Annotated in this window: 25 protein-coding genes; 10 read left to right on the top strand and 15 right to left on the bottom strand. The window is 68.9% G+C overall.

Annotated features, from left to right (window positions below; all coding sequences use genetic code 11):
* Positions 1-2: 2 nt before the first annotated feature.
* Both OR37_RS22135 and OR37_RS12490 read right to left on the bottom strand, forming a co-directional pair.
* Positions 3-2,126, bottom strand: a complete 2,124-nt coding sequence (locus tag OR37_RS22135) for a hypothetical protein (RefSeq protein ID WP_004620288.1) — start codon at positions 2,124-2,126, stop codon at positions 3-5.
* 236 nt (positions 2,127-2,362) lie between these two features.
* Positions 2,363-2,575, bottom strand: a complete 213-nt coding sequence (locus tag OR37_RS12490; protein ID WP_004620290.1) for a hypothetical protein — start codon at positions 2,573-2,575, stop codon at positions 2,363-2,365.
* A gap of 231 nt (positions 2,576-2,806) precedes the next feature.
* Between OR37_RS12490 and OR37_RS12495 the strand changes: the two genes are divergently transcribed.
* The 6 genes from OR37_RS12495 (at position 2,807) to OR37_RS22340 (ending at position 9,236) form a co-directional block, all read left to right on the top strand.
* Positions 2,807-3,574 carry an ImuA family protein gene (locus OR37_RS12495; RefSeq protein ID WP_004620292.1) on the top strand — a complete coding sequence of 256 codons (768 nt, stop codon included), beginning with the start codon at positions 2,807-2,809 and terminating at the stop codon, positions 3,572-3,574.
* On the top strand, positions 3,486-5,018 hold the full coding sequence (locus OR37_RS12500; protein WP_035017355.1) for a Y-family DNA polymerase: 1,533 nt from the start codon (positions 3,486-3,488) through the stop codon (positions 5,016-5,018). Before OR37_RS12495 ends, OR37_RS12500 begins: the two co-directional genes overlap by 89 nt.
* Positions 5,015-8,173, top strand: coding sequence for an error-prone DNA polymerase (locus OR37_RS12505; RefSeq protein WP_004620295.1), 3,159 nt, complete (start codon positions 5,015-5,017; stop codon positions 8,171-8,173). The genes OR37_RS12500 and OR37_RS12505 overlap by 4 nt, the downstream gene beginning before the upstream one ends.
* Before the next feature lie 11 nt (positions 8,174-8,184).
* Positions 8,185-8,514 carry a hypothetical protein gene (locus tag OR37_RS12510; protein ID WP_004620297.1) on the top strand — a complete coding sequence of 110 codons (330 nt, stop codon included), beginning with the start codon at positions 8,185-8,187 and terminating at the stop codon, positions 8,512-8,514.
* Positions 8,515-8,609: 95 nt separating this feature from the next.
* Positions 8,610-9,053: a hypothetical protein gene (locus tag OR37_RS12515; RefSeq protein ID WP_099539019.1), complete on the top strand. Its 444-nt coding sequence runs from the start codon at positions 8,610-8,612 to the stop codon at positions 9,051-9,053.
* Positions 9,054-9,110: 57 nt separating this feature from the next.
* The gene (locus OR37_RS22340; protein ID WP_255409018.1) at positions 9,111-9,236 is read left to right on the top strand and encodes a hypothetical protein; all 126 of its coding nucleotides are present in this window, start codon (positions 9,111-9,113) and stop codon (positions 9,234-9,236) included.
* Here the strand turns inward: OR37_RS22340 and OR37_RS12520 are convergent.
* Positions 9,233-9,760 (bottom strand): antirestriction protein ArdA, encoded by a 528-nt coding sequence (locus OR37_RS12520; protein ID WP_004620301.1) that lies wholly within the window; start codon positions 9,758-9,760, stop codon positions 9,233-9,235. The two genes, OR37_RS22340 and OR37_RS12520, sit on opposite strands and share 4 nt — an antisense overlap.
* Positions 9,761-10,054: 294 nt before the next feature.
* On the opposite strand from OR37_RS12520, the gene OR37_RS12525 reads away from it, so the two are divergent.
* Entirely contained in the window at positions 10,055-10,870 is an 816-nt protein-coding gene (locus OR37_RS12525) for a competence protein CoiA (protein WP_004620303.1), read from the top strand.
* Between the two features lie 113 nt (positions 10,871-10,983).
* On the opposite strand, the gene OR37_RS12530 is transcribed toward OR37_RS12525, so the two are convergent.
* The gene (locus tag OR37_RS12530) at positions 10,984-11,364 is read right to left on the bottom strand and encodes a TFIIB-type zinc ribbon-containing protein (protein ID WP_004620304.1); all 381 of its coding nucleotides are present in this window, start codon (positions 11,362-11,364) and stop codon (positions 10,984-10,986) included.
* Positions 11,365-11,534: 170 nt separating this feature from the next.
* On the opposite strand from OR37_RS12530, the gene OR37_RS12535 reads away from it, so the two are divergent.
* Positions 11,535-12,023: an MgtC/SapB family protein gene (locus tag OR37_RS12535; RefSeq protein ID WP_004620306.1), complete on the top strand. Its 489-nt coding sequence runs from the start codon at positions 11,535-11,537 to the stop codon at positions 12,021-12,023.
* A gap of 37 nt (positions 12,024-12,060) precedes the next feature.
* Here OR37_RS12535 and OR37_RS12540 read toward each other — a convergent pair whose 3' ends face one another.
* Entirely contained in the window at positions 12,061-12,867 is an 807-nt protein-coding gene (locus OR37_RS12540) for a hypothetical protein (RefSeq protein ID WP_004620309.1), read from the bottom strand.
* A 75-nt stretch (positions 12,868-12,942) separates the two neighbouring features.
* Positions 12,943-13,476 (bottom strand): hypothetical protein, encoded by a 534-nt coding sequence (locus OR37_RS12545; RefSeq protein WP_004620311.1) that lies wholly within the window; start codon positions 13,474-13,476, stop codon positions 12,943-12,945.
* 63 nt (positions 13,477-13,539) lie between these two features.
* On the opposite strand from OR37_RS12545, the gene OR37_RS12550 reads away from it, so the two are divergent.
* Entirely contained in the window at positions 13,540-14,496 is a 957-nt protein-coding gene (locus OR37_RS12550) for a hypothetical protein (protein WP_004620313.1), read from the top strand.
* Between the two features lie 85 nt (positions 14,497-14,581).
* Positions 14,582-15,946: a restriction endonuclease gene (locus OR37_RS12555; protein ID WP_004620314.1), complete on the top strand. Its 1,365-nt coding sequence runs from the start codon at positions 14,582-14,584 to the stop codon at positions 15,944-15,946.
* A 28-nt stretch (positions 15,947-15,974) separates the two neighbouring features.
* On the opposite strand, the gene OR37_RS12560 is transcribed toward OR37_RS12555, so the two are convergent.
* Genes OR37_RS12560 through trbE form a run of 9 tightly spaced genes read right to left on the bottom strand, consistent with a single transcriptional unit; the run spans position 15,975 to position 23,695 of the window.
* Entirely contained in the window at positions 15,975-16,181 is a 207-nt protein-coding gene (locus OR37_RS12560; RefSeq protein ID WP_004620316.1) for a hypothetical protein, read from the bottom strand.
* 60 nt (positions 16,182-16,241) lie between these two features.
* Positions 16,242-16,466, bottom strand: coding sequence for a DUF2274 domain-containing protein (locus OR37_RS12565; protein ID WP_004620319.1), 225 nt, complete (start codon positions 16,464-16,466; stop codon positions 16,242-16,244).
* Positions 16,463-17,611 carry a TrbI/VirB10 family protein gene (locus OR37_RS12570; protein WP_004620322.1) on the bottom strand — a complete coding sequence of 383 codons (1,149 nt, stop codon included), beginning with the start codon at positions 17,609-17,611 and terminating at the stop codon, positions 16,463-16,465. The genes OR37_RS12565 and OR37_RS12570 overlap by 4 nt, the downstream gene beginning before the upstream one ends.
* On the bottom strand, positions 17,608-18,387 hold the full coding sequence (trbG, locus tag OR37_RS12575) for a P-type conjugative transfer protein TrbG (protein ID WP_004620323.1): 780 nt from the start codon (positions 18,385-18,387) through the stop codon (positions 17,608-17,610). The genes OR37_RS12570 and trbG overlap by 4 nt, the downstream gene beginning before the upstream one ends.
* On the bottom strand, positions 18,384-19,070 hold the full coding sequence (gene trbF / locus OR37_RS12580) for a conjugal transfer protein TrbF (protein ID WP_004620326.1): 687 nt from the start codon (positions 19,068-19,070) through the stop codon (positions 18,384-18,386). Before trbF ends, trbG begins: the two co-directional genes overlap by 4 nt.
* The gene (gene trbL, locus OR37_RS12585; RefSeq protein ID WP_004620328.1) at positions 19,067-20,329 is read right to left on the bottom strand and encodes a P-type conjugative transfer protein TrbL; all 1,263 of its coding nucleotides are present in this window, start codon (positions 20,327-20,329) and stop codon (positions 19,067-19,069) included. The genes trbF and trbL overlap by 4 nt, the downstream gene beginning before the upstream one ends.
* Complete coding sequence (gene trbK-alt, locus OR37_RS12590) at positions 20,326-20,541, bottom strand: putative entry exclusion protein TrbK-alt (protein WP_004620330.1); 216 nt, start codon at positions 20,539-20,541, stop codon at positions 20,326-20,328. Before trbK-alt ends, trbL begins: the two co-directional genes overlap by 4 nt.
* Entirely contained in the window at positions 20,538-21,254 is a 717-nt protein-coding gene (trbJ, locus tag OR37_RS12595) for a P-type conjugative transfer protein TrbJ (RefSeq protein WP_004620332.1), read from the bottom strand. The genes trbK-alt and trbJ overlap by 4 nt, the downstream gene beginning before the upstream one ends.
* Positions 21,251-23,695 (bottom strand): conjugal transfer protein TrbE, encoded by a 2,445-nt coding sequence (trbE, locus tag OR37_RS12600; protein ID WP_004620334.1) that lies wholly within the window; start codon positions 23,693-23,695, stop codon positions 21,251-21,253. Before trbE ends, trbJ begins: the two co-directional genes overlap by 4 nt.
* Positions 23,696-23,697: the final 2 nt, after the last annotated feature.

The following is a 23,697-nucleotide window of genomic DNA, read 5'->3' on the forward strand; positions in this document are numbered from 1 at the left end:
GGCTACTTGGGGATGCTGAACTTCAGCTTGTCTTGGTAGACGCCGATGCGCTTGCGGGCGCGATCCACGACATCGTCGAAGTGCAGGATCTCGAAGTAGGTCTCGCCCAGCTTCGTGCGTGTCGTCGGGTCTATGAGATTGTCGGAATTGAACCAGCCCTTGCCGGTAGGGAACGGCGTCCAGCCGTTGAGCCGCAATGGATCCAGCGTGTCGCCGATGAGATAGCCGTAGAACCTCTTGATCCTCCCGCCCGACTTGGCCGCCAGGAGGTGGGCATATTGGTTGAGGTCGCCGACGTGGTCGTCCATCGACACGCCCGGCGCCTTGAACTCGACGATGATCGCCGAGCCTTCCTTGCTGAACAGCGCGATGTCAGGCCGTTTGGCGCCGTGGTCCTGCGCGCGGCGGGCCAGCAGGTCCTTGAAGGCCTGATCGATGTCGTTCTCGAAGACCTTCTCGTCGCTGTTCCAGACGATGTTGGCCAGCGGCATGTCCGAGGCGATGTAGTCGTAGTAGTGATATTCCTCGCTCAGCAGCCAGATGTCGTGGTCGGTGACCTCGGTGCTGTCCTGGCGCATCGGAAAGAAGATGCTGTGGATGATCCGCTCGTCCTTGCGTCGGGCGCCGTCATCCAGGTTCTGCACCGACAGGTTTCGCCCGCAGGCCAGGGCCAGAACCTCGACGATGCAGGCGCGCCGCACGACGAGCTGCGAGAGGTTGGCCATGTCGAAGTTTTTCAGCGACGTCGTATATTTCCACGAAATCTCGCTGATCTTCTTGCGGAAATCGGCGGAGTCCGGCTCGGCCGCGACAATCTCTTCCTTCAGGCGGTAGATCTCGGCGGTCTCGTCGATGACCTTTTCCTGGTACTTCTTCAGAACCCGATCGACGATCTTCTGGGCTGACTCGCCGTAGACCACCCGCGTGGAGGTCTCTTGCAGCATGTCCTCGGTGACGCCGTACTTGTCGGTGATCTCCTTGACCACGTCCTCTTTCTTCCAGTCGCCCGGGATCACCATGGCGTCGATCACCGGATCGATGGCGGCATGGATCGTCTCGTAGGACACCCGCTCGGAGCCAAAGAGCCCGCCGGCCTCAAGTTCTTCGGGAATATCCTCGAAGTTGTCGCGCTGCTCATTGACGTGCTGGTCGAGGAAGTCGCTCTCGATCAGGACGATGTGATTGTAGCCGCCGACGGGATTGTTCTGTTCGGTCTTGCTGCGCAGGTATCGGTTGGTGATGTCGCGAACCGGCGAGAACTTGGCGCAGAACGCGATGGCGTTACGCTTCAGGCCGAACGATGCAGCATCCAGCCGATAGTGGGACAGCCTGAAGGTCTGGAAAGTCCCCAGACCGCCGCCGGTGTCCGGGTCGCGCTCTTCGACCTGGACTTCCCGCACGGCCGTGACGACCGGCAGGTCCTGGCGCCGAAGAACTTCGGTCTGGTCGGGCTGGGCCCAATGGGTGGTCGAGAAGACAATCTCGAAATCGCCAAGCTGGCTAGACAGGCCGACCAGGCGCTGCAGGAAGGCCAGCAGCATCTGCTTCTTCAGCGCCGCCGCCGAGAACATCGCGCTGAGCAGCGCGTTGGGCGGCAGGCGAACCCGTGCGGCATCCTTGAAGTTCAGCAGCTGGATGGTCGTGCCGATCTTCGAAGCGTCGCCAGCGTCCTCAGCGAAATCGTCGGCCTCGATCTGCTTTTGACGTTCGTCGTAGGTCATCCAGCGACGAAACACCTGCCCATCCCGGCGGAAGGTGCTGTCGATCGCCATGCCGGCGAAATAGTGGAAGAACTGGATACGACCCGCGCCCTTGCACTTGCCGATTCCCGAGATCGTCAGGTCGTCCTTGTACGACGTGTCCTTGGTCAGGAAGGCCTTCAGCTGGGCCTCTCCCAGCCCGCAGCCGTTGTCGGCGCAGGTGATGGTCATCACATCCCGATCGTCGAGCAGATCGACTTTCTGAAACGCCACGTCGACCCGGATGCTGAGGCTGGGCGCGGTCGGATCGTCGTGCTTGCGGATCAGGTAGGAATCGATGGCGTTCGAGATCAGCTCCTCGAACACCACGTAGGGATTCTTGCTGAGCTTGGTGTTCTTGATGCTGCCGCGGACATCGAGCGTCATTGTCTTTTCAAGCGATCCCACAGGCCATTCTGGCCACTTCTGGCCAGCCCCCTAGTCACAGTCAAGCCAGCAACCCAAGCGGGTCTTCGACCGGCCGCCACCGCCAGGGGTCGGGCGGCCCGTGAGCCGCTGACAAAGAGAAGGACCGCCCGCCTACGTCAGCTTCGGTCGCCGTGGCAGAGACCTGCATGACCCGGCCGCGGCGCTCGCGGTCCAAGTCCACGAGGATGATCTGCCTAGCGCATCGTCCAAGGCCTGGCGGCCAGCACCATCAGCGTGAAGACGCCGATGAACAGGCCCGGCACGAACCAGGGCTCGGTCCTGCCTTCGATCCGCTGGACGAGGCTGGTGAGGATGGCCGTCGGCATGACCGCCGCCAGCGCGCAGCCGATCCAGCCCTGCCACTCCCGCCAGACCGGGCGGCCGTCCTCAGGCTCATCCTCATCCATGACGCTCCCCCCGCGCCACTCTAGCGCGCACGGCGCCGTTTAGCGATCGAGGGTCGCAGACGGCGCTGCCAAGGTACGTCACCTTCGGTCGCCGCTGAAAAATTCTGATTCCGCTCAAACCCTTGCCGCGTCTGGATCTAGCGGTGGGCGCGCGCCTGCGCCGCACCCATGGCCCCGTTGACTCCCGCACGCCGAAGAGAACAAAGCTGGAACAAGGTCGTTCTTCCAAACATGTCAGCAGCCCTTCATCCCGCCGCCCTCGATGCCCTCCGCCGCAAGGTCCGCGCCCTGGAAACCCAGGATCGCGTCACCCGGGCGGTGTTGCCGTTCGGCGTTCCGCCGCTGGACGCGCGCCTGCCAGGCGGCGGCCTGGCGCTGGGCGCGCTGCACGAGGTGGCCGGCGGCGCGGAGGAAGCGCTCTATGGCGCCACGGCCGCCCGGTTCGCCGCCGGGATCTTGGCCCGCGCCCAGGGTGAGGTTCTCTGGTGCCGGCGCCAGGCCGATCTCTTCGCCCCGTCGCTGGCCCAGGCCGGCCTGCCGCCCAGCCGGGTGATCTTCGCGGACGCGGGCGACGAGGCCGGCGTCCTGGCGGCCATGGAGGAAGGTTTGCGCTGGCCGGGCCTGGCCGGGGTCATCGGCGAGGTCGGCAAGCTCTCCATGACCGCCTCGCGCCGGCTGCAGCTGGCGGCCGAGAAGAGCGGGCAGATCGCCATCGCGGTCCGAAGATGGCGGCGGATCGCCGACGCGGCGGACCTTGGCCAGCCGACGGCCTCGGAAACTCGCTGGCGGGTCTCCACCCTGCCCTCCTCTCCACTGCCCCCTTCCGTTCCCGGCGTGGGTCGCCCCCGCTGGTTCCTAGAACTCCTCCGCTGCAAGGCCGGCGACGCCTTCGACATCGAGCTAGAAGCCTGTGACGCAAAGGGTCATCTCCGTCTTCCTGCCCCGCTGGCCTACCGACCGGCTGGCGCGGATGCAGGGCAAGGCCGCGCCGTCGCCTGACATTCCGGTCGTCATGGTCGGACGGGTCGGGCGCCGCCGTGCGATCGCGCACATGAACCTCGCCGCCGCCAAGGCCGGCCTGCGGCTGGGCCAGGCCGTGGCCCATGCCACCGCCATGGTCCCAGGTCTTGTGCTGCACGATCTCGACGCCGCCGGGGATGACGCCGCCCTGCAGCGCCTGGCCCTCTGGGCCCAGCGCCTCTATTCGCCGACCGTGGCCCCGGACCCGCCCGATGGTCTGGTCATCGACGCCACCGGCTGCACCCATCTCTTCGGCGGCGAGGAGAAGATGCTGGTCAATATCCGCCAGCGCCTGGCCAAGGCCGGCTATACCGCCACCCTGGCCATCGCCGACAGCTGGGGCGGCGCTCACGCCCTGGCGCGCTATTCGCGCCGCTCGGTGTTCGTCGTGCCGCCGGGCGCGCTGGGCGTCCAGCTGAGGGACCTGCCGGTGGCGGCCCTGCGCCTGCCGCCGGATCTCGTCCAGGCCCTGGCCAAGCCCGGCTTCGACACCATCGGCGAGCTGGAGGCGACGGCCACGGGGCCGCTAGCCCATCGCTTTGGCCTGGAGCCGATCCGCCGCCTCGACCAGGCCTTCGCCCGCGAACGCGAACCGATCGAACCGGTCTTCGCCCCCGAAACTCCACGTGCGGCCAAGATCTTCGCCGAACCGATCGGCGCGCCCGAGACCATGGCGCGCTATCTGACCGAACTGACGGTCGAACTGTGCGCCACGCTGGAGGCCCTGAACCTGGGGGCCAAGTCGATCGACGCCTGGTTCTACCGGGTCGACAACCGGATCGAGAGCGCCCGTATCGGCCTGTCGACCCCGGCCCGGGACGCGCGCCGTCTGGCCAAGCTCCTCTGCGAGAAGCTGGAGATGGTCGATCCGGGCTTCGGGGTCGACAAGATGGTCCTGGCTGCACCGGGCGCCGAGCCCTTGGCCTACCGGCAGGACGAGGCGCGGCTGGGTGGGGACAAGCCGGCAGTCGCCGATCTGGCGGGTCTGATCGACACCCTGGCCGCGCGCCTGGGTCCGGACTCGGTCTACCGCCTGGCCAGCGCAGAGAGCGACATCCCCGAGCGCAGTGTCCGCAAGGCCCCGGCCATCGAGCGCCCCGTCGCCTATTCCTGGCCGGTCGATTGGCCAAGGCCCACCCGCTTCTTTCCCCGCCCCGAGCCCATCGAGACGGTCGCGCTCCTGCCTGACCAGCCGCCGGCCTTCTTCACCTGGCGCGGATCGCGCCGGCGCGTGCGGCGGGCCGACGGCCCTGAGCGGGTGTTCGGGGAATGGTGGCGGGCCGACGCCGAGCTGGCCCGCAGCCGGGACTACTTCCAGGTCGAGGACGAAGGCGGCCAGCGCTACTGGATCTACCGCGACGGTGACGGCGAGGACGCCGCCACCGGTAGCCAGCGCTGGTTCATGGCCGGGGTATTCGGATGACGAACCCAGTCCCGGAGGATCTCGGCGACTATGTCGAACTGCAGTGCGCCTCGCACTTCTCGCTGCTGCGCGGCGCGTCCTCGCCGGGCGAACTCTTCGACGAGGCCCAGCGCCTAGGCTATCGCGCCCTGGCGATCTGCGACCGCAACAGCCTGGCGGGCATGGTGCGCGCCCACATCGCCGCCAAGGACACCGGCGTGCGGCTGGTCGTCGGCTGCGAGTTGGTCCTGCGCGATGGCATGACGGTCCTGGTCTATCCCACCGATCGCGCCGCCTATGGCCGGCTCTGCCGCCTGCTGAGCCTGGGCAAGGCCCGGGCCGGCAAGGGCGAATGCGATCTCGACCACGCCGACCTGGCCGCCCACGCCGAGGGCCTGATCGCCATCCTCGTGCCCGAGGACGCCGACGAGGTCTGCGCCCAGCAGCTCTCGCGCCTCTCGGCGATCTTCGGCGCCGACGCCCACATGGCCCTGACCCTGCGCCGACGGCCCGGCGACGCCTTGCGTCTCTACGAGCTGGAGCACCTGGCGCTTACGGCCGGGGTGAAGCCGGTGGTGACCAACCGGGTGCTGTTCCACGACAAGGACCGCCGCCTGCTGCAGGACGTCGTCACCTGCATCCGCGAAAACACCACGATCGACGATGTCGGCTTCCGGCGTGACCGTCACGCCGACCGCTATCTGAAGGCCGCGGCCGAAATGCTTCGGCTGTTTCCGCGCCATCGGGCCGCCGTCGCCGCGTCCGTCGCCATCGCGGCCCGTTGCCAGTTCTCGCTATCCGAACTCAGCTACCAGTACCCGCGCGAAGTGGTCGCCGACGGAGAGACAGCCCAGCAAACCCTGGTGCGCTTGACCTGGGAGGGCGCGGCCCAGCGCTTCCCCGACGGCGTGACGCCGGAAGTCCGCAAGATCCTCGACCACGAACTGGGGCTGATCGGCCAGCTCGGCTATGCGCCCTACTTCCTGACGGTCAATTCCATCGTCGGCTATTCCCGCAGCCAGGACATCCTGTGCCAGGGTCGCGGCTCGGCGGCCAATTCGGCGGTCTGTTACGTGCTGGGCATCACCAGCATCGACCCCGAGCGCAACGACTTGCTGTTCGAGCGCTTCGTCAGCGCCGAACGCGACGAGCCGCCGGACATCGACGTCGATTTCGAGCACGCCCGCCGCGAGACGGTGATGCAGTGGATCTTCGAGACCTATGGTCGCCACCGCTCTGCCATCGTGGCCGTGGTCCAGCGCTTTCGGCCGCGCGGCGCGGTGCGCGACGTTGGCAAGGTGCTGGGCCTGCCCGAGGACATGACCAAGGGTCTCTCCAGCCAGATCTGGAGCTTCAGCCGCGAGGACATCGAGGAAAAGCACGCCCGCGACATGGGCCTGGACCTTTCGGACCGGCGCCTACGCCTGACCCTGGAGCTGGCGCAGCTCCTGCTCAACACCCCGCGTCATTTCTCCCAGCACCCCGGCGGCTTCGTGCTGACCCAGGACCGACTCGACGAACTGGTGCCGATCGAGCCTGCGCGGATGGAAGACCGCCAGATCATCGAATGGGACAAGGACGACATCGACGAGCTGAAGTTCATGAAGGTCGACGTGCTGGGGCTGGGGATGATGACCTGCCTGAAGCGCGGACTGGACCTCTTGAAGGACGCCAAGGGGATTGCGCTCGACCTGGCCAGCATCCCCCCTGAAGACCCGCGCACCTACGCCATGATCCGGAGGGCCGACACGCTGGGCGTCTTCCAGATCGAGAGCCGGGCGCAGATGGCCATGTTGCCGCGCCTGAAGCCTCGGTCGTTCTACGACCTGGTGATCGAGGTGGCGATCGTACGGCCTGGCCCGATCCAGGGCGACATGGTCCATCCCTATCTTCGCCGCCGCGAGGGCAAGGAGCCGGTGACCTTCCCCAAGCCTGAGCTGGAGAAGGTGCTGGGAAAGACCCTGGGCGTGCCGCTCTTCCAGGAACAGGCCATGCGGGTGGCGATCGAGTGCGCCGGCTTCACGCCCGGCGAGGCGGACCAGCTGCGCCGGGCCATGGCCACCTTCAAGTTCACGGGCGGGGTCAGCCACTTCAAGGACAAGCTGGTCGGCGGCATGGTCGAGCGCGGCTATCCGGTCGAGTTCGCCGAACAGACCTTCGCCCAGCTGGAGGGCTTCGGCTCCTACGGCTTCCCGGAAAGCCACGCCGCCAGCTTTGCCCTCCTGGCCTACGCCTCGTCCTGGCTGAAGTGCCATCACCCCGAGGTCTTCTGCGCGGCCCTGCTCAACAGCCAGCCGATGGGCTTCTACCAGCCGGCCCAGATTGTCCGCGACGCCATCGAGCATGGGGTGGAAGTGCGTCCCATCTGCGTCAACGCCTCACGCTGGGACTGCACCCTGGAGGAGACGGGTGACGGCGGCCTTGCGGTGCGGCTGGGCCTGCGGATGGTCGGCAAGCTGGCCGAAGCCGACGCGGCCCGCGTGGTCCTGGCCAGGACCGAAGACCCTTACCGTTCGATCGACGATGTCTGGCGGCGCGCCCAGGTCGGGACCGGAGCCCTGTCGCGCCTGGCCGAAGCCGACGCCTTTCGCCCCAGCCTGGGCCTGGCGCGCCGCGAAGCCGGCTGGGGGATCAAGGGGCTGCGTGACACCGCCCTCCCCCTCTTCGACCAGCCCGATGCGTCCGAGCTCAACGAACCGGCGCCCACGCTGAAGGCCATGACCGAGGGCCGCGAGATCGTCGAGGATTACGGCCATGTCGGCCTCAGTCTTCGCCGCCATCCGCTGGCCCTGTTGCGCGGGACGCTGGAGGCCAGGGGCTACAAGCCCTGCCAGGCGGCGGCGAGCGGCCGCGACCGCCAGTTCGTCCGGACGGCAGGCCTGGTCCTGGTCCGGCAGATGCCCGGCACGGCCAAGGGCGTGATGTTCATGACCCTGGAGGACGAGACCGGCGTCGCCAACCTGGTGATCTGGAAGACGCTCTACGAAAAGCAGCGCCGCGTGGCCCTGTCGGCCCACCTGCTGGGCGTGGAAGGCCGCATCCAGCGCGAGGGCGATGTCGTCCACCTCGTCGCCTACAAGCTGCACGACCTGGGTGACGTGCTCTCGACCCTGCAGGACCGCGGCGCCGACGCCGGTGACATGTCCTGGGCTCGCCGTAGCCGCAACTTCTGCTAGGCTCCCCCGCGATGACCCTGACCTATATTCTCGATGGCAAGACGGCCAAGCCCGAGCCCAATCCGGCGACCTGGGAGGCCTGGATGCGCGCGGCCCTGGAAAGCGGAACACGCGTCGTCGCCAAGTCACGGGTCAACGCGCAGTTGACGGTCTCCACGGTCTTCGCGGGACTCGACCAACGGCTCGATGAATCGCCGTCCAGCCCTCACCCGGTGTTGTTCGAGACGGCGGTCTTCAAGGCGAGCGAACTCGTCCGGACCGAATACCACACCGACTGGAGCGAGGCGGAAAGCGCCCATGCCGGGCTGGTCGCCGAGCTCAGGGCGACCCAGTCCCACTAAGGCGCGGGGCGGCCGCGTTCCTCAAGCGCGGTCCGACATGGCCAAGCACCACAACCTCGCCTAGGTTGTCGGAAACCCACCGCGAGAAACAGAAGTTGCGCTACAGCGAAATCAGCGTCCCCGACAATTTCATCTTCCACTACTTCGACACGAATGACGCCGAGGCCGTGGAAGCCCTGCGCTATCTGGAGGAAAGTGGTCGGCGCTTCGACCTGGGCAAGGGCCGCGCGGTGATCTTCCATCGCGCGCACGTGCCCAACACCCAAGACCACCTGCATTTCGAACAGCGCGGCCACACCCTTTACGCCATGAACCGTGATGGTTCGGCGCACGACGGCAGCCACGGCAAGCAGATGCACCGTTGGGCGGTAGACGCCGTGAAGGACCGCTACCCTGGCTTCAAGCTGCCCAAGGACGGCCTGATCGAGACGATGTTCGATCAGGGCGAAGCCGTGGTGCTCATGGAGACCGTCGCCATTCGCCCTGAGCTGGATCGCACTCTGATGGACCTGGCCGAAAAGCTCGCCCGCGAGGCCTAGACCGCCCTAGGCGCGACGACGCCTGCCCAAGGTCGAAGCGGCGCCCTATGATGGGGCATGCCCGCTCGCTCCCGCCCGACCGCCCGCTTGCTGACGCCCACTGGCTGGGCGGGCCTCGCCGCCTTGGCCCTGTCGGCCGCCGCCGTGGTCGTCGCTGTGGTGAAGGCTCTGCCCCGCGCCTAACGCGTCCAGAACACATGCACCGCATCGTGCGCGATCTGGACCGTGAAGACCTCGCCATTCAGCCGCGCATCGCGGGCCATGGCCTCGTAGTCGATATAGAGCCGCAGGTTTTCCGGAATGACCGTGGTCTCCTCGGTCATCGCCTGGAAGTAGTCGGCCAGGCTGGCGAAAACCCCGTGATACTGGTCGTCGAGCGCCGCGCCCGCCGCGTCCAGGTCGCCCCCGACCTCGGCCAGCACCAAGGCGCCCAACTCCCCCCGCGCCCTCAGGAAGGCGGCGGTCTCCACGACCTTGGCGATGCCGGCGTACTCGGCGATCTCGACGCCGCCGAACCCTTCGTAGTCGTGGATTGCGAACTCCTCGGCCATCGGCTCGGGCGAGGCCTTCAGCATCGCTCGGATCGCGGCCCAGACGGCGTCCTCGTCCTCGACCGCGATCCAGGCGCCGTGCAGCACGCCGCTGTTATAGGCGGCCAGACAGGCGACATAGATGCGGGGCTCAAGGTCATCAGCGGCTTGTCCCATGATCCTCATCCTCAACGCAGGGGTTCGACATCGAACCCTTGCCCGTCGGCGAGACCGGGGGTGCAAGCAGAGGGGCGGCTTCGCGGGGACCCGGCTGCAGGCCCCGAAGGGGCCGAAGCTGGGCGGAAGCCGATCCGACGCGCGCTGGGGGCGGAGCCCCAAGCCGGCGTGGCGACGGTGGCTATCGCCGCCGGGTCCCAGGACGTCCGAACAGGCTTTAAATATCGACCCTCCAAGCGTTGCCATAGCCCTGGACTCAACCTTCGATGACGGAGCGCATCGGGAGGCCCAGCCATGCTTGTGGCGCTGCAAGGCGATCAGCACATCACCGCCTGGGTCGCCCAGAAGGGTCCGGTGTTCCATTGCCCCAACTGCAAGACCCAGGTGATCCTCCGTAAAGGGGCGCTGGTCGCCCACAACTTCGCCCACAAGCCGCCGGTCACGTGCAGTTGGGCTTCTGGCGAGACCCAGGCGCACCTCAAGGCCAAGCTGCTTCTGCACGACGCCTTCGTCGCTCAGGGCCTCAGTTGTTCGGTGGAGGCCGAGGTGCTGTCGGGGGACGGAGACCGTCGCGCCGATGTGCTGGTCTGGCGGCCGCCGGGCCAGCTGCGGATCGCGCTGGAGGTCCAGCACACGCCGCTCAATTTCGAGCAGATCGACCGCCGGACCCGCGCCTACATGTCCGCCGGCGTGCCGGTCGTCTGGCTCGGCCTGATCAAGCCGGAGGTCCTGGCCGGCGCCGAGCCTCTCGCCGGGGGCCTCAAGATCACGCGCTATTCGGTCCGTCCCTGGGAGAAGTGGGCGCACGCTTACGGCATGGGCGAGCTATGGTTCATCGATCCGGTGGGCGGGCAATTTTGGCGTGGCGTGCTGCACAAGCACATGATCGAGGTCCCCTCCTCCAGCTGGTACAGCAGCGGCGGCGAAGAACAATCGGCCGGAGGCTACACACGCTCCTCCAAACGGTGGCGCAACCTGCATGTCGAAGGCCCCTACCCGCCCAGCGCCATCGGCCTGAAGACCTTCACCCGCAACACCTTCTCGTCGCGGGACTTCACGGTTCCAGGCGGGCGCGCGGCCGGTTTCATGGTGCGCGCCCCTAAGCCATGAGACATCCGAGCGTCCGCAGGAAACGCCGGTGACCTGAAGAGCCGGGTGCCGCCGCGAGCGTGGCCTGGGCCCACGCCCGGCAGCGGCCTCATGCCACTGCCGGAAGAGCTGATCTAGTCGAACAGCCCGCCCAGGAAGCCGCGACGCCGGCCATGGCCACCGCCGTAGCCGCCGTCATGCCCGCCACCGTGCTTGCCACCATGCTTGCCGCCGTGGCCGCCGCGATCGTGGCCGCCCCGGTAGTCCCCTTCCCAGGGACCGCCGTATTCTGGCGCCTGCGGACGCGGAGTCGGAGCCGGCTGAGGCGGCGGCGTCTCATAGGCCAGGCTGCGCTCGATGATCTTGTCGAGTTCACCGCGATCCAGCCAGACGCCTCGGCACTTGGGGCAATAGTCGATCTCGATCCCCTGTCGGTCGGTCATGACCAGATCGACGCGACAGACGGGGCAGAGCAGACCGCCCTCGTGGCGGGCGGCGGAGGTCGGATCGGTCATGCGCATGCTCCTTGCACAGGCTGCACTTGGACGATGGCGGCGGGCTACGGAACCCGCCAGGACTGCCGAACACTTAAGAACTCGCGCGAGGCCATATAGTGGCGCTCGGCCCGGCGGTTTCTGTCAAAGTATGGCGACAAGACCGCCCCCTTGGGAGATGCCTGCTGGCCATGAAGGTTGATCCGACCGCCTTGTGGGAAACCGCCAACCACATCTTCAACCTGGCCCTGGCCTTCATCCTGGCCTTGCCGGTGGGCTGGGACCGCGAGCACGAGGAGCGCAGCGCCGGCATCAGGACGTTCCCGCTGGTCGCCATCGCCGCCTGTGGCTTCGTGCTGGTCGGCATCGCCGTGCTGGGCCGGGGTTCGTCGGCCCAGGCCCGGATCCTGGAAGGCCTGATCACCGGCGTAGGCTTCATCGGCGGCGGCGCAATCCTGAAACAAGGCGCGCGCGCGTCGGGGACAGCGACGGCCGCCAGCCTCTGGGCGACCGGGGCGATGGGCGCGGCCGTCGGTTACGGCCTCTACGACATCGCCGTTGTCCTGGCGCTGACCACCTTCCTGACCCTGCGGTTCGCGCGCCCGTTCAAGCAGGCCGCCCGCGACGAAGCTCCGCCGAACGGCGCGTCCGCCGCCTCCGATCAAGCTGAGCAAGGCTAGCCGGCGGGGCCGGCATGGCCTCTGGGCCGCTCCAGCGCTAGCGGCCGAAGGCCTTCTCATCCAAGGCCCGGACGAAGCGCAGCAGGCTCAACACGGTTTCCAGGACGTACTGGCCCTCCGCGCGCTTCAAGAGATCGTTGTCGTGGGCCAGGCTGTTGTTGTTCCGCACGTGGTTGAACTGCTCGAAGATTTGGACAGTGGACTTGGCGATCTTGTGGGAGATCTCGTCCAGGCCGCCGTTCTGACGCAGAGCGTTCATGTACCGCCCTGCCCGGCCCTGAAGGGTTTCGTGCTCTACCACCGCCAGCCCGGCCGCTTCGGAGAGCGCGGCGAACTTCTTCATGCAGTAGGTGTGCAGCCGGTCCAGGGCCGCGTGCGGCGCGTTGGCGGCGATGTCGCGTTCGATCGCGTCGGCCAGGGCGTTCAAGGTGGCGTCGTCGGTGAACCGCTCGATCTCCAGGTTCGGCGCATCGGCCGCATCCCGCGCCAGCCGCGCGACGATGGCCTGGTATCGCTCCGCCAAGCCCGGCTCCAGCGGCTCCATGCCGTGCTCGCGTTCCAGCGTCCGACGATGGTTGAGGAAGGCCTGCAGCACCTCGGCCTGGGCTTCGGGTGTAAAGGCGTAGATCAGCGCCCGCAGGCGATTGGCCTTCGACGGCCCGCGCCCCGTGTACATCGGCGCGGTGACATCGACGTTGAAATGCCGCGCCACGAAGGCGTTGAAGGTCCGGTCGCTGAAATTCAGCACGTAGCCGTCGCCCATGCCGAGCACCGGCTCGATGACCAGCATGTCCATGGCGGTGACGCCGTCCGGATCGGGTTGCGGATCGAAGAAGGGCCTCATGGGTCCGCGCGCTCTGTTGAACCGTCGCCTCAGTCTGCACCGCGCCAGTCGATCGGTCTCGATGCAAAATCGCGGCTAGGCGCCGTCAGCCGCGATCTGCAGCGGGAACACCGTGTCGATCCCCCAGGCGCAGAGTTCGAGCGTCCGCAACGCCATGCCGGGCGGATGGATCTCGGAATTACCGTGGGCGAGCGCATTGCGCAGCAGGATGATCACCTCGACCTGGTCGTCGAGGATCGAGGCGCCCGGCACGAGCTTGGGAAAGACCCCAGCCTTGCGCGCCCGGTCGACGAGATTGCGCAAGGTGCCCTTCTGCTGCAGGCCGTGGCCGTTGAGGCGATGCTTCAAGGCCAGCTCGAAGGCGCCGAACGCCTGGACCTCGCCGACCACGAACAGGTCGTAGTCGAAGAAGGCGTAGAGCTTGGCGTTGCGCGCCCGGTCGTAGGCGTCACGCACCTCAGCCGGCGCCGCGCCGGCCAGGGCCACCTCCTCGATCATCTGGTGATGGTCGGCGATGGTCATGAACCGAAGGCCTTCGCCCTCAGGCACGCAGAGGTTGTCGAAGCGGCTGTCGGGCTTCAGGATCTCGTCGGCGGACTTGTAGGCCATGGCCCAGCTTAATCACGCGGCGACGCCGCCGCGAAGGCTGGCCCGACCGAACGCGGCGGGGGGATGATGTTCAAGAAGCTGTTCGGCGAACCGGCCAAGGTCGCGCCCGAGGTCGACGACGACCTGAAGTTCGTGACCAAGAGGTCGGCCAGGGTTCACAGCCGCGACCTCTACGGCCAGTTCGCCAAATCCCCCAACGGCCGCTTCGTCCTGGTGTGGTCGGACGCCGACCCCGACGCGCACCGCAGCGGCCCGCGCGAGGACGGTCCTGGCCGGTATGTCCTTCTAGACGGCGGACAGGTGATCGCCGAAGGCCGCCTGGAGCGTCCCCACGATGGCCGGGTCGCCAACACCGGCGTCTTCGTGCTGAACGACTGGATGTTCGGCCAGGGCCTCCTGTGCGGACGGGTCTGCGCTTTCGCCGCCGACGGCCGCGCCCTGGTCGCCCACACCGTCGAAGCCAACCTCTACAACAACGGCCTGTCGCCCGACGGCGCCTATGCGGTCGCCCAGACCGCCAACGCGCCCAACGCAGACGGTAACCAGCTGTTCGTCTTCGACCTGGCTGCAGGCGCGCTGATCACCCGTTTCTCACCCGAGATCGGCTGGGCCGACACTTACAAGTTCGACGCCAAGACCCGGACCCTTCGGTTGCGCCAGCGCGACGGCGGCGAGTTCGCCTTCGGGTTCGACGGGACGTTCATCGACCGCGAGGCCTGGATCGAACACGGCCTGGCGGCCGGCAAGCCGATGGTGCTGGAGACGCTGCTGCGCGAGGCCGGCGGCAAGGTCGACGCCGCCCTGGCCCGCCGCTGGAAGGACGGCCTGGCCCGCGCCATGGCCAATCCGGACCTGCATCCCGCCTACAAAGCCCGTCTCTTGCGCTACGGCGCCGAAGGCTACGAGGCGGACGGCGACATCGCCGCCGCCCTGACCGCCTACGAGGCCGCGGTCGCCGCCGACCCCAAGCTCGGGGTCAAACGCAAGATCGCCCAGCTGCGTCAGCAACTCGACGCCTAGCCGAGCGGGCCGTTGAAGCCCTCGGCCAGGTTCGACATCCTGCCTCCCACGCCGAGGCCGACTCGGCCAACGAGACCTGCAGTCCATGACCGAAGAAGCGGCGGCCGACGGCGACACGCCGTGGGTGATCCCCTCGGAGATCCGGTTCGACACCCTGCTGGGCAAGGACCTGGAGGAATGCGTCTACTGGCTGCTCGACGCCATGGGGGCGCAGGACCTGGAATGGCGGGTCGGCGGCACGGGCGGCGGGGCCGCTGATGGCGGCCGCGACCTGGCCGCCGCCTTCTATGCGCTCACCCCGGCTGGCGACATGGACCGCAAGCGATGGTGGTTCGAATGCAAGGGCCGCTCCAAGACGCTGGAGGCCGACCAGGTCAAGGCGGCGGTCAACAACGCGCTGGGCGAGCCTGGCCTCGACTACATCGTCATCGTCACCAACACGACCTTCACCAACCCCACCCGTGATTGGGTGGTGCGCTGGCAGCAGGCGCACCCCACGCCGGTCGTGCAGCTGTGGGACGGCGTGACGCTGGAGCGGATGCTGTCGCGCCAGCCGCAGGTCGTCATGCGCTTGTTCGCCCAGGCGCTGAGCTTGGAGGGCCGGGTCAAAGCGGCCAAGGATCGGTTCTGGGGCCGGCTCGAATTCGTCGCCCCCAAGCTGCTGGCCGAGTTCTGGGCCGCCCGGCGCGAAGTCGACCTGGACGGCATGACGCTTTTTGCGCTGATCGCCACCGAGTTCGCGGCCGGCTCGATCGCGCAGCGGCCCTGGGCCGCCGACCTCGACAAGGCCAAGCTGGCCGAGACCCTCCAATACGCCATCGCCAACATCTTCTATCTGATCCAACGCGCCGAAGACGCCGGTCAAAGATCCGAGCCGCTGCTGCGCGCCCAGGCCTATGTCGTGCTGGTCGCCCTGCAGGCCTTCGGCCCGACCGCCGTCACGGAGCTGCTGCGGGTGCTGATGGCGGGCGATCCCGACAATCCCTACCCCGATGTCGTCCAGAGCATGCTTCTGATGCCGATCATCGACCAGCTGCTGGGCGAACTGCAGGAGGTCTGTTCGTCCGACTGTCAGCGGTTCACGACGACCTTGCACGCCCTGCGTACCGAAGACGGCGACGAGGTCGAAGACTACTGGTGGCGGCTGGACCAAAGGGGCTTGCCGCGTCTTGAGGACCCGACCGCCCACCTTCGCCTGGAGCGCACAGGGGCGCCCTGCAAGGTCGGCTTCGCGCTGAACGACGAGGTCACTTGTCCGCTGTTCGACGCCGAACCGACCCTGGAAAACCTGGAAGCCATGCTGACGGTGTTCGCCAAGGTCTCGGCGTTCCGGAAGATCGACGCCCAAGGCCGCCATGCCGAACGCGTGGCTCGGATCGCCGAGTTCAACGCCAGCCCGCTGCGCCGGCCGCCCACTCCCACGCCGGCTGAGGGCGGCGAAACGGCCTAAGACCACCTCGCCACGGCCCCGGCCGGGCTTAGTTCATGACCTTCTTGCGGATGTGCTGGGCCGCGCGCCGCATGGATTCCGCCTCGCGGGGCTTGCCCACGTGATCCAGCGTGACGGCCGCCATTTCGGCGCGAGCCACGACCTCGGCGAGGCTGGCGCCGGGAAAGGCCTCGATCAGGTGGCGCGAGGCCGTCTCCCAGTCGACGTCATCCAACGATTTGGGCGGTTTGGCCATGTCCAAGGCTAACGTCGAGGGACCGCGCCCGTCAAAGCACAGTCGCCTTGATGCCCCGGCCTACTCGGCGCGCCCCCGCCGCCCGCGCACGAAGGCGCGGTCGGTGGCCATGAACTGGTCGAGCATTGGCACGATCAGGCGAACCGGCTCGGCCGCCTTGCCGCCGGTCTGGGTCGCGTGGGCCTGGGCGTAGGCGACGAGGTTGCGGTGGGTGGCGGCCGGAACGTCCACCGTCATCTTGACCGGGGTCTCGTCCTCCAGCGGACGCAGTTTCAGCTTATTCATGGACGGGCTCCCACGCGGTAGGGCTCAAGGACGAGGTCCTTGCTGAGTAGGACGCGCAGCGGCGCCCCGGGGCGGATGGTCAGGGTCGGCGCGCGGTCGAGACTGCGGCCCACGACTTGGCGCCCGACATCGCTGACGGCGTCGGCGCCGCCACGTCGAATGGCTCGGACCAGGCTGGACTCGTCGCTCGACGAGCCGGTCTCGGCCCCGATCGCCAGCACGGTCGAAAGGCCCGCCGCCGCCAGGATCCGGCCGCTGTGGCGATCGACGCCATCCTGCAGGCCGGCCATGCCTTGCACGTCGGCGGCCGGGAGCTTGTCGAGCACGATGGAGCGGCCTGATGGCAGGATCAGCCGGGTCCAGGCCACCCGCAGGCGGCTCTGTCCGACCCGGATCTCCGCCTCATACTCCCCGACCAGCCGCGCGCCCGCCGGGATCAGCAGGAAGCCACCGCCGAGGCTGTCGTAGACGTCCTGGGTGACCTGGGCGATGGCCAGACCCGGCGCGTCCGACCGCAGGCCGGTGACCAGGGCGGCGGGGATCACCGCGCCGGCCTGCAGCACATAGGGCGAGGCCGGCGCCTGAAGACGCTCCACGCTCGTCGTCCTGGCGTCTGGCCCGGCGACCTCGGGCTTTACGGCCGGCGAGGCCTGGCCGCCGCGATCAGCCCGCCCCGCCGCGAAGAGGCCACTCTGTTGGGCCGCGCGCCGCACCACCGCGCGCGCCTCGCGGTCCGGATCGACCGGAGCCCGCGGCGGGGCGGGCGACGAAACCGACGCCTCCGAGGGCGACGCCAGCGGCGCATCCGACATCGCGCCCGCGCGCTGCGCCGCCAGGATGGGCCGCCCCAGGTCACCGGGCAGTGGCGGCCCCAGCGCCGGCACGCCGGCGGGGCCGGCATAGCCTCGCGGCAGGGCCGTGACCCGTTCCGACGGCGTCGCCACCGGCGGCGGTTCGGCCCGCGGCGGGGCGGCCCGGCGATGCTCCAGCATCGACCAGCTGACGGCGCCGAACAGGATGATGGCGATGGCGGTGCTGCCGATGATCAGGGCGCGGCGCGACAGACGGGCCACGGGCGCGGGCGATCCACGCAGCCGCAGGGTCTTGGCGATGGCCTCTTCGGCCTGGGTGCGCTCGTCGCTCATCGGACCGCCTCCACACTGGCGGCCTGGCGGATCAGGCGCACGCGCTGGGCCTGGCGCTTGATCCCGAAACGCAGCTCAGCCCGATCGAACAGCCGCTCGACGACGATCCGCCGCCCCTCGATGTGGTAGTTGATGATCTCGCTGGTCTTGCCGTCGACGCCCAGGCGATAGAGGGGCGGCAGGTCGTCCAGGACGACGCCCGGCCCGAACTCGACATAGGCGCGGTGACCATCGTCGAAGACCGCCAGCGGCCGCCAGAGCGGATGGTCGCCCTCGATGCGGTAGCCGCGATTGACCCGCGACAGATCAAGCTCGGCCGCCACGGGCGGCGCCTCGACCAGCACCGGCGGGCTGACCGGATAGACCCAGGAGACCTGGGCCTGCCAGGTCCGGGATGAGGCGCGAAGTTCCAGATAGTAGGTGCGCCGGTCGGTGTTGATCAGAAGGTTGGTCGACAGGTCCGGCTCGGTCGGCTTGACCAGGACATGGACGCGGCGCTGCGCCCCGGTCCCGCTCGTCGTGTCGCCGATCGTCCAGCGGGCGGTGTCCCCCGCCGCGATCGCGCCCGTTTCGACCAGCGCCTCTCCCGGTTCCAGGACGATGTCGGTGATCCGGCCTGGCATGGCGATCACCGGATAGACGCCGGTGTCCGACCAGGGGAAGGGCTGCATGCCGGCTGGGGTGGCCAGCGCCGGATCCACAGTTCTCGGTCCCGCCCAGACGGTCGAGGACAGCAGGGCGCAGGCAAGGCCCGCCGAAAAAATCAGACGGGTCATGCGCCGAACTCCTTGGACCAGGACAGGGCCGTGACGAACACGCCCAGCGGGTTGCTGCGCAGGCCCTCGGCGGTGCGCGGCGGCCGCAGGGTGACGGTCAGGATCGCCGTCCAGCGTTCGGTGGCGACCAGCTGGCCATCGGCGAAGCGTTGCTCGGTCCAGGCCAGGCGAAAGCTGTCGGGCGAGGCGCGCACCACGCTGGTCACCGCCACCGTCACCTGGGTCTTGCCGACCTGGCTGAAGGGATCGGCCCGCCGGGCATGGTCGGAGAGCGCGGCCGCGCCGTCCGTCGAGGTGAAGTCGTAGGCCCGCAGCCAGGCCTGGCGCATCAACACCGGATCGGTGGAGATGGTGCGCACGTCGGTGATGAACCGCGCCAGGGTCCAGGCGATCATGGCGTCGGTCGGCCGCGCGCCCTGGATCGCGGGGGCGACGACCCGGGGCTCGCCCAGATGATCGACCTGGACCACCCAGGGGGTGACCCCGCCCCGCAGGGACAAGGTCACCAGCCCAGCGGTGAGCCCGCCACTCAGCGTCAGCAGACCCAACGCCATCAGGCGCCAGTTGAAGGCCTGGACGCGGGCGGCGCCCAGCAGGTCGTCCCAGGCCTGGCCGTGGCGCTGGTACGGGGTTTCGGGCGCGGGCGTCTCGCCATAGCGCGCGGGTCCCTTGAGCAGGGTCATGATCTGTCCTCCGAAAGGCTGGGCGCCGCGCCGGCGCTGTGGTCGTCACCGCTGCCAGCGGCGTGGACGGCCATGGCCGCGCCATGGGTCATGGTCTGGCGACGTTCGAGATCGCGGGCCCAGGCGGGCTGGTCGGTCGCATCGCCAGGCGTGTTCGGGCCGCTGGGCGCGCTCGAACCGCCCTGCCCGCTAGGTCCGCCGGATGGAGGCGGCGGTGGTGGCGAGGAGGCTCCGCCCGAACTGGCCGCCCCACCGCCCCCTTGCGGCGGGTTCGGCGGCGAACCACCGGCCGGGGCCGCCCCGCCAGCCGGCGGGGCGCGTCCCCCACCCGCGGCGGCGGCGGCCGCGCCGGCGCCGGAGCTGCCGACGCCCGTGGCGACCATTTGGGCGGCGGCCGCGCCGGCCATCGCCATGCCACCGACGACCAGCCCCGTGCCGACGGCCGCACCGGCGCCCAGCTGCGGCGCGCCCGACACCAGGCCCGAGGCTACGCCAGGTCCGAAGATCGACAGGCCCAGGAGCGTCAGGGCCGCCAGGGCCATGGCCAGGACCTCTTCCAAGGTCGGCTGGCCGGCGGCGGCGCTGGTGAATTCGGAAAACAGCGAGGAGCCGATGCCGACGACGATGGCCAGCACCATGACCTTCACGCCGCTGGCGACGACGTTGCCCAGGACCTTCTCAGCCAGGAAGGCGGTACGTCCGAAGAGGCCGAAGGGCACGAGGACGAAGCCGGCCAGGGTGACCAGCTTGAACTCGATCAGCACCACGAAGACCTGAACGGCGATGATGAAGAAGGCGACGATGACGAAGAGCGCCACCAGGAGCAGGACGACGATCTGGACGATGTTCTCGAAGAAGCCCGGGAAGCCGCCCAGCTCGGCGGCCGCCTCCAGGAGCGGCTTGCAGGACGAGACGCCGAGCGCCGCCAGCTTGCCGGGTCGCAGGAAGTCCTCGGCCGATATCCCGGCGCCCGAGGCCTTCAGCCCCAGTCCGGAGAAGCTCTTCAGGACGATCAGGCTGAGGGTCTGGAAGTTGCCGATCAGGAAGGCGAAGAACCCGACATACAGGGTCTTCTTGATCAGCCGGGCCAGGACGTCCTCGTTCGAGGCCCAGGCCCAGAAGAGCGCCGCCAGGGTGACGTCGATGGCCACCAGGGTGGTGGAGAGGAACGCCACCTCCCCGCCCAGCAAGCCGAACCCGCTGTCGAGGTACCGGTTGAAGGTGTCGAAGAAGCGATCGATGACGCCGACGTCGCTCATGACGCGGCCCCGCCGAAGAACCGCGCCCAGGCCGCGCGGCATTGCGCGTCCGCAGCGCCCGCCTCGCCGAGCGCCTGGCAGCGCGCCAGGTCCGGATCGCGCGAGGCGGCGGCCGGCGCCTTTGTCGATGATGGCTGGGACGCCCCGCCCGCCAAGACAGCGGCGCCCAGCAGAATGATCAGTACGGTCCCCCAGACGAGGGATCGGGTCATGGCGTGCCAGCGCTCCCCATGAACTTGGAAAAGCGGGCCTTGGCGTCGGCGCGGGCGGCGGCGCGATCGGCGGCTTCGAGCGCCTGCGCCCTGCCCTGGGCGGCGCTGAGCGCGAGCAGATCCGACAGCTGCTGGGCCTGGAGGGCGAGAAGCTGATTGCCGGCCTGGGCCGCCTGGAGGCCGCCTTCCGCGCCCTGGCTTTGGGTCACCAGATTGGCCAGCTGGTCGCGGCTGGCGCCCATGCCGCCGACGACCCCGGCCTGCACCTTGAGCGCATCCTGGAAGCCGGCCACGGCCGCGCCCCATCGGGCGTCAGCCCTCTGGGTCAGGACCGCATCGCTGGCCGAGAGGTCCACCGCGCCGTACTGGGTGCGGAAGGCCTCTCGGATCTGGCTGACGTCGAAGGCCAGGCCTTGCGCCTCGGCCAGCAGGTCACGCGTGCGATCGACCTGGGCCTGGAGCGCGGCCAGCGACGAATACGGCAGGCTGGCCAGGCTCTTGGCCTGGCCGATCAGCATCTGCGCCTCGTTTTGCAGCGAGCTGATCTGGTTGTTGATGGTCTGCAGGGCGCGGGCGGCCTGCAGGACGTTCTGGGCGTAGTTGGTCGGATCGAAGACCGTGAATTGGGCGAAGGCCACGGAAGGGATGGCCGGCGCGGCGGCGAGCAGGCTCGCGGCCACGGCCACCGCCAGACGGCGGCGCGTGAGGGTCATGACGAAGTCTCCGGGGAGATCGGCGCCGGAGCGGCCGATCCGCCCGGCAGGAGGTCGGCGGCCCAGCTGAGGCGCTTGGCGCGCAGCCAGGCGGCGGCGAAGCCACGCTTGCCGTGGCTCTTCAGGATCTTGCCGATCAGGGCCTGATCGGCCTTCGACGAGGCCGCGCAGAAGGCCAGCGCGACGGGCCCCAGGCCCAGGTCGAAGAGGCGGTCGCCGACCCGCGATTGCAGGTAGTAGTCGCGGGCCGGCGTGGCGCGGGCGAGGATCTCGATCTGGCGGCTGTTGAGCCCGAACCGCCCATAGGCCTCGGCGCCCTGCGGCTCCAAGGCACGCGGGTTGGGCAGGAAGATCCGGGTCGGGCAGCTTTCGATGATCGCCGCGGCGATGGGGCTGCTGGTGACGTCAGCCAGGGACTGGGTGGCGAAGACGACCGAGGCGTTCTTCTTGCGCAGGGTCTTCAGCCACTCGCGCAGCTGGGCCCCGAAGGCGGGGTCGTCGAGCGCCAGCCAGCCCTCGTCGATCAGGATCAGGGTCGGCCGGCCGTCGAGGCGCCGGCCGATGCGGTGGAAGAGATAGGCCAGCACCGCCGGCGCCGCCCCGGCCCGGGCCAGGCCCTCGGTCTCGAAGACCTGGACGTCGGCCTCGCCCAGATGCTCGCCGACGCCGTCCAGCAGGCGCCCGTGCGGTCCGCCTAGGACGAACGGCGCCAAGGCCGCCTTCAGCGGCGGACTGGTCAGCAGCGCGACGAGGCCCGTCAGGGTGCGCTCGGACGCCGGGGCTCCGGCCAGACTGCCCAGCGCCGCCCAGAGGTGCTCGCGCACGGTCGGGGTGATCGTCACGCCTTCGCGCGCCAGGATCGCCGCCAGCCACGCGGCCGCCCAGGTTCGTTCCTCGGGCTGGTCGATCATGGACAGCGGCTGCAGGACCGGCGCCTTGCCGCTCTCGCCCGAGAGGTCGTGGAAATCCCCGCCCATCCCCAGGGCCGCCGCCCGGATAGAGGCGCCGAAGTCGAAGGCGAAGACCTGCGCGCCGGCATAGCGGCGGAACGACAGGGCCAGCATCGCCAGGAGGACGCTCTTGCCCGACCCGGTCGGCCCGACGACCAGGGTGTGGCCGACATCGTCGACATGGAGGCTCAGCCGGAACGGGGTCGAGCCGGCGGTGCGGGCGAAGAGCAGCGGCGGACCGTCCAGGTGCCGGTTGCGGTGCGGCCCGGCCCAGACCGCCGACATCGGCGCCAGGTGGGCCAGGTTCAGGGTCGAGAGCGGCGGCTGGCGAACATTGGCGTAGACGTGGCCGGGGATGGTCCCGAGCCAGGCTTCGACCGCATTGACGCTTTCACGGATGACGGTGAGTTCGCGGCCCTGGATGACCTTCTCGACCAGGGCGAGCTTGGCGTCGGCCCGCGCCGGGTCGTCATCCCAGACCACCACGCTGGCGGTGACATAGGCATAGGCCACCGCGTCGCCGCCGAGATCCTGCAGGGCTTGGTCAGCCTCGGCGGCCTTGTTGGCCGCGTCGTTGTCGACCAGGGCCGAGGGCTCCTGGGTCAGGGCCTCGCGCAGCAGCACCAGCACCGACTTGCGCTTGGCGAACCACTGGCGGCGGATCTTGGTCAGCAGACCGGTGGCGAGCGTCTTGTCCAGGCACAGCGCCCGGGTCGACCAGCGGTAGGGGAAGGCCAGTCGGTTGAGGTCGTCGAGCAGGCCCGGCATCGTGGCCGGCGGAAACCCGACCAGGGTCAGCACCCGCAGGTGCGCAACACCCAGGCGCGGCTCCAGACCGCCGGCCAGGGGTTCGGTGGCCAACAGGCTGTCGAGATGAACCAGCGCCTCGGGCACGGCCACGCGCTGGCGCGCCGTCGACACCGCCCCGTGCAGCATGGAGAGCGTGGCCGCATCGTCGAGCCAGGCCAGGCTCGGCATCAGGCCGTCGAGCAGCGCCAGGAAGCGATCGGTGCGATCGACGAAGGCGGCCAGCTCGGCGCGCCAGTCGATCTCGACGCCGCTGCGGCCTTCGATGAACAGGCCCTCGAACCGCCCGCGCCGTTCGATCGGCGGCAGATAGCTCAGGGTGAGGAAGTAGCGGCTTTCGAAGTGGTCGCCGCTTCCGAGGAAGTCGGCCCGCCGCTCCTCGTCGACCAGGGCCGAGACCTGGTCGGGGAAGGCGCTATCGGGATAGGCCGCTGAGGGGTCGCGGCGCGCCTCGACGAAGATCGCCCAGCCCGACCCCAGCCGCCGCAGGGCGCCGTTCAGGCGAGCGGCGACGGCGGCGACCTCGGCGTCGGTCGAGCTGTCGAGATCGGGACCTCGAAACGCGGCGCTGCGTTGGAAGCCGCCGTCCTTGTTCAGCACCACGCCGGGCGCGACGAGCGCCACCCAGGGCAGGAAGTCGGCCAAGCGCGCGGGGCGCTTATTGTATTCGCGAAGGTCGAGCATGC

Origin of the sequence: Caulobacter vibrioides OR37, assembly GCF_000372645.1 — a bacterium.
Lineage (GTDB): Bacteria > Pseudomonadota > Alphaproteobacteria > Caulobacterales > Caulobacteraceae > Caulobacter > Caulobacter vibrioides_E.

Coding starts and splice junctions, on each gene's coding strand:
- OR37_RS12540 (WP_004620309.1), bottom strand. CDS start 12,867: ATGAGGCCCTTCTTCGATCCGCAACCCGATCCGGACGGCGTCACCGCC.
- OR37_RS12525 (WP_004620303.1), top strand. CDS start 10,055: ATGCTTGTGGCGCTGCAAGGCGATCAGCACATCACCGCCTGGGTCGCC.
- OR37_RS12495 (WP_004620292.1), top strand. CDS start 2,807: ATGTCAGCAGCCCTTCATCCCGCCGCCCTCGATGCCCTCCGCCGCAAG.
- OR37_RS12570 (WP_004620322.1), bottom strand. CDS start 17,611: ATGAGCGACGAGCGCACCCAGGCCGAAGAGGCCATCGCCAAGACCCTG.
- trbL (WP_004620328.1), bottom strand. CDS start 20,329: ATGAGCGACGTCGGCGTCATCGATCGCTTCTTCGACACCTTCAACCGG.
- trbK-alt (WP_004620330.1), bottom strand. CDS start 20,541: ATGACCCGATCCCTCGTCTGGGGGACCGTACTGATCATTCTGCTGGGC.
- trbE (WP_004620334.1), bottom strand. CDS start 23,695: ATGCTCGACCTTCGCGAATACAATAAGCGCCCCGCGCGCTTGGCCGAC.
- OR37_RS12510 (WP_004620297.1), top strand. CDS start 8,185: ATGACCCTGACCTATATTCTCGATGGCAAGACGGCCAAGCCCGAGCCC.
- OR37_RS12550 (WP_004620313.1), top strand. CDS start 13,540: ATGATGTTCAAGAAGCTGTTCGGCGAACCGGCCAAGGTCGCGCCCGAG.
- OR37_RS12535 (WP_004620306.1), top strand. CDS start 11,535: ATGAAGGTTGATCCGACCGCCTTGTGGGAAACCGCCAACCACATCTTC.
- OR37_RS12560 (WP_004620316.1), bottom strand. CDS start 16,181: ATGGCCAAACCGCCCAAATCGTTGGATGACGTCGACTGGGAGACGGCC.
- OR37_RS12530 (WP_004620304.1), bottom strand. CDS start 11,364: ATGACCGATCCGACCTCCGCCGCCCGCCACGAGGGCGGTCTGCTCTGC.
- OR37_RS12565 (WP_004620319.1), bottom strand. CDS start 16,466: ATGAATAAGCTGAAACTGCGTCCGCTGGAGGACGAGACCCCGGTCAAG.
- OR37_RS12520 (WP_004620301.1), bottom strand. CDS start 9,760: ATGGGACAAGCCGCTGATGACCTTGAGCCCCGCATCTATGTCGCCTGT.
- OR37_RS12490 (WP_004620290.1), bottom strand. CDS start 2,575: ATGGATGAGGATGAGCCTGAGGACGGCCGCCCGGTCTGGCGGGAGTGG.
- OR37_RS12555 (WP_004620314.1), top strand. CDS start 14,582: ATGACCGAAGAAGCGGCGGCCGACGGCGACACGCCGTGGGTGATCCCC.
- OR37_RS22135 (WP_004620288.1), bottom strand. CDS start 2,126: ATGACGCTCGATGTCCGCGGCAGCATCAAGAACACCAAGCTCAGCAAG.
- trbF (WP_004620326.1), bottom strand. CDS start 19,070: ATGACCCTGCTCAAGGGACCCGCGCGCTATGGCGAGACGCCCGCGCCC.
- OR37_RS12545 (WP_004620311.1), bottom strand. CDS start 13,476: ATGGCCTACAAGTCCGCCGACGAGATCCTGAAGCCCGACAGCCGCTTC.
- OR37_RS12505 (WP_004620295.1), top strand. CDS start 5,015: ATGACGAACCCAGTCCCGGAGGATCTCGGCGACTATGTCGAACTGCAG.
- trbG (WP_004620323.1), bottom strand. CDS start 18,387: ATGACCCGTCTGATTTTTTCGGCGGGCCTTGCCTGCGCCCTGCTGTCC.
- OR37_RS22340 (WP_255409018.1), top strand. CDS start 9,111: ATGCCCGCTCGCTCCCGCCCGACCGCCCGCTTGCTGACGCCCACTGGC.
- trbJ (WP_004620332.1), bottom strand. CDS start 21,254: ATGACCCTCACGCGCCGCCGTCTGGCGGTGGCCGTGGCCGCGAGCCTG.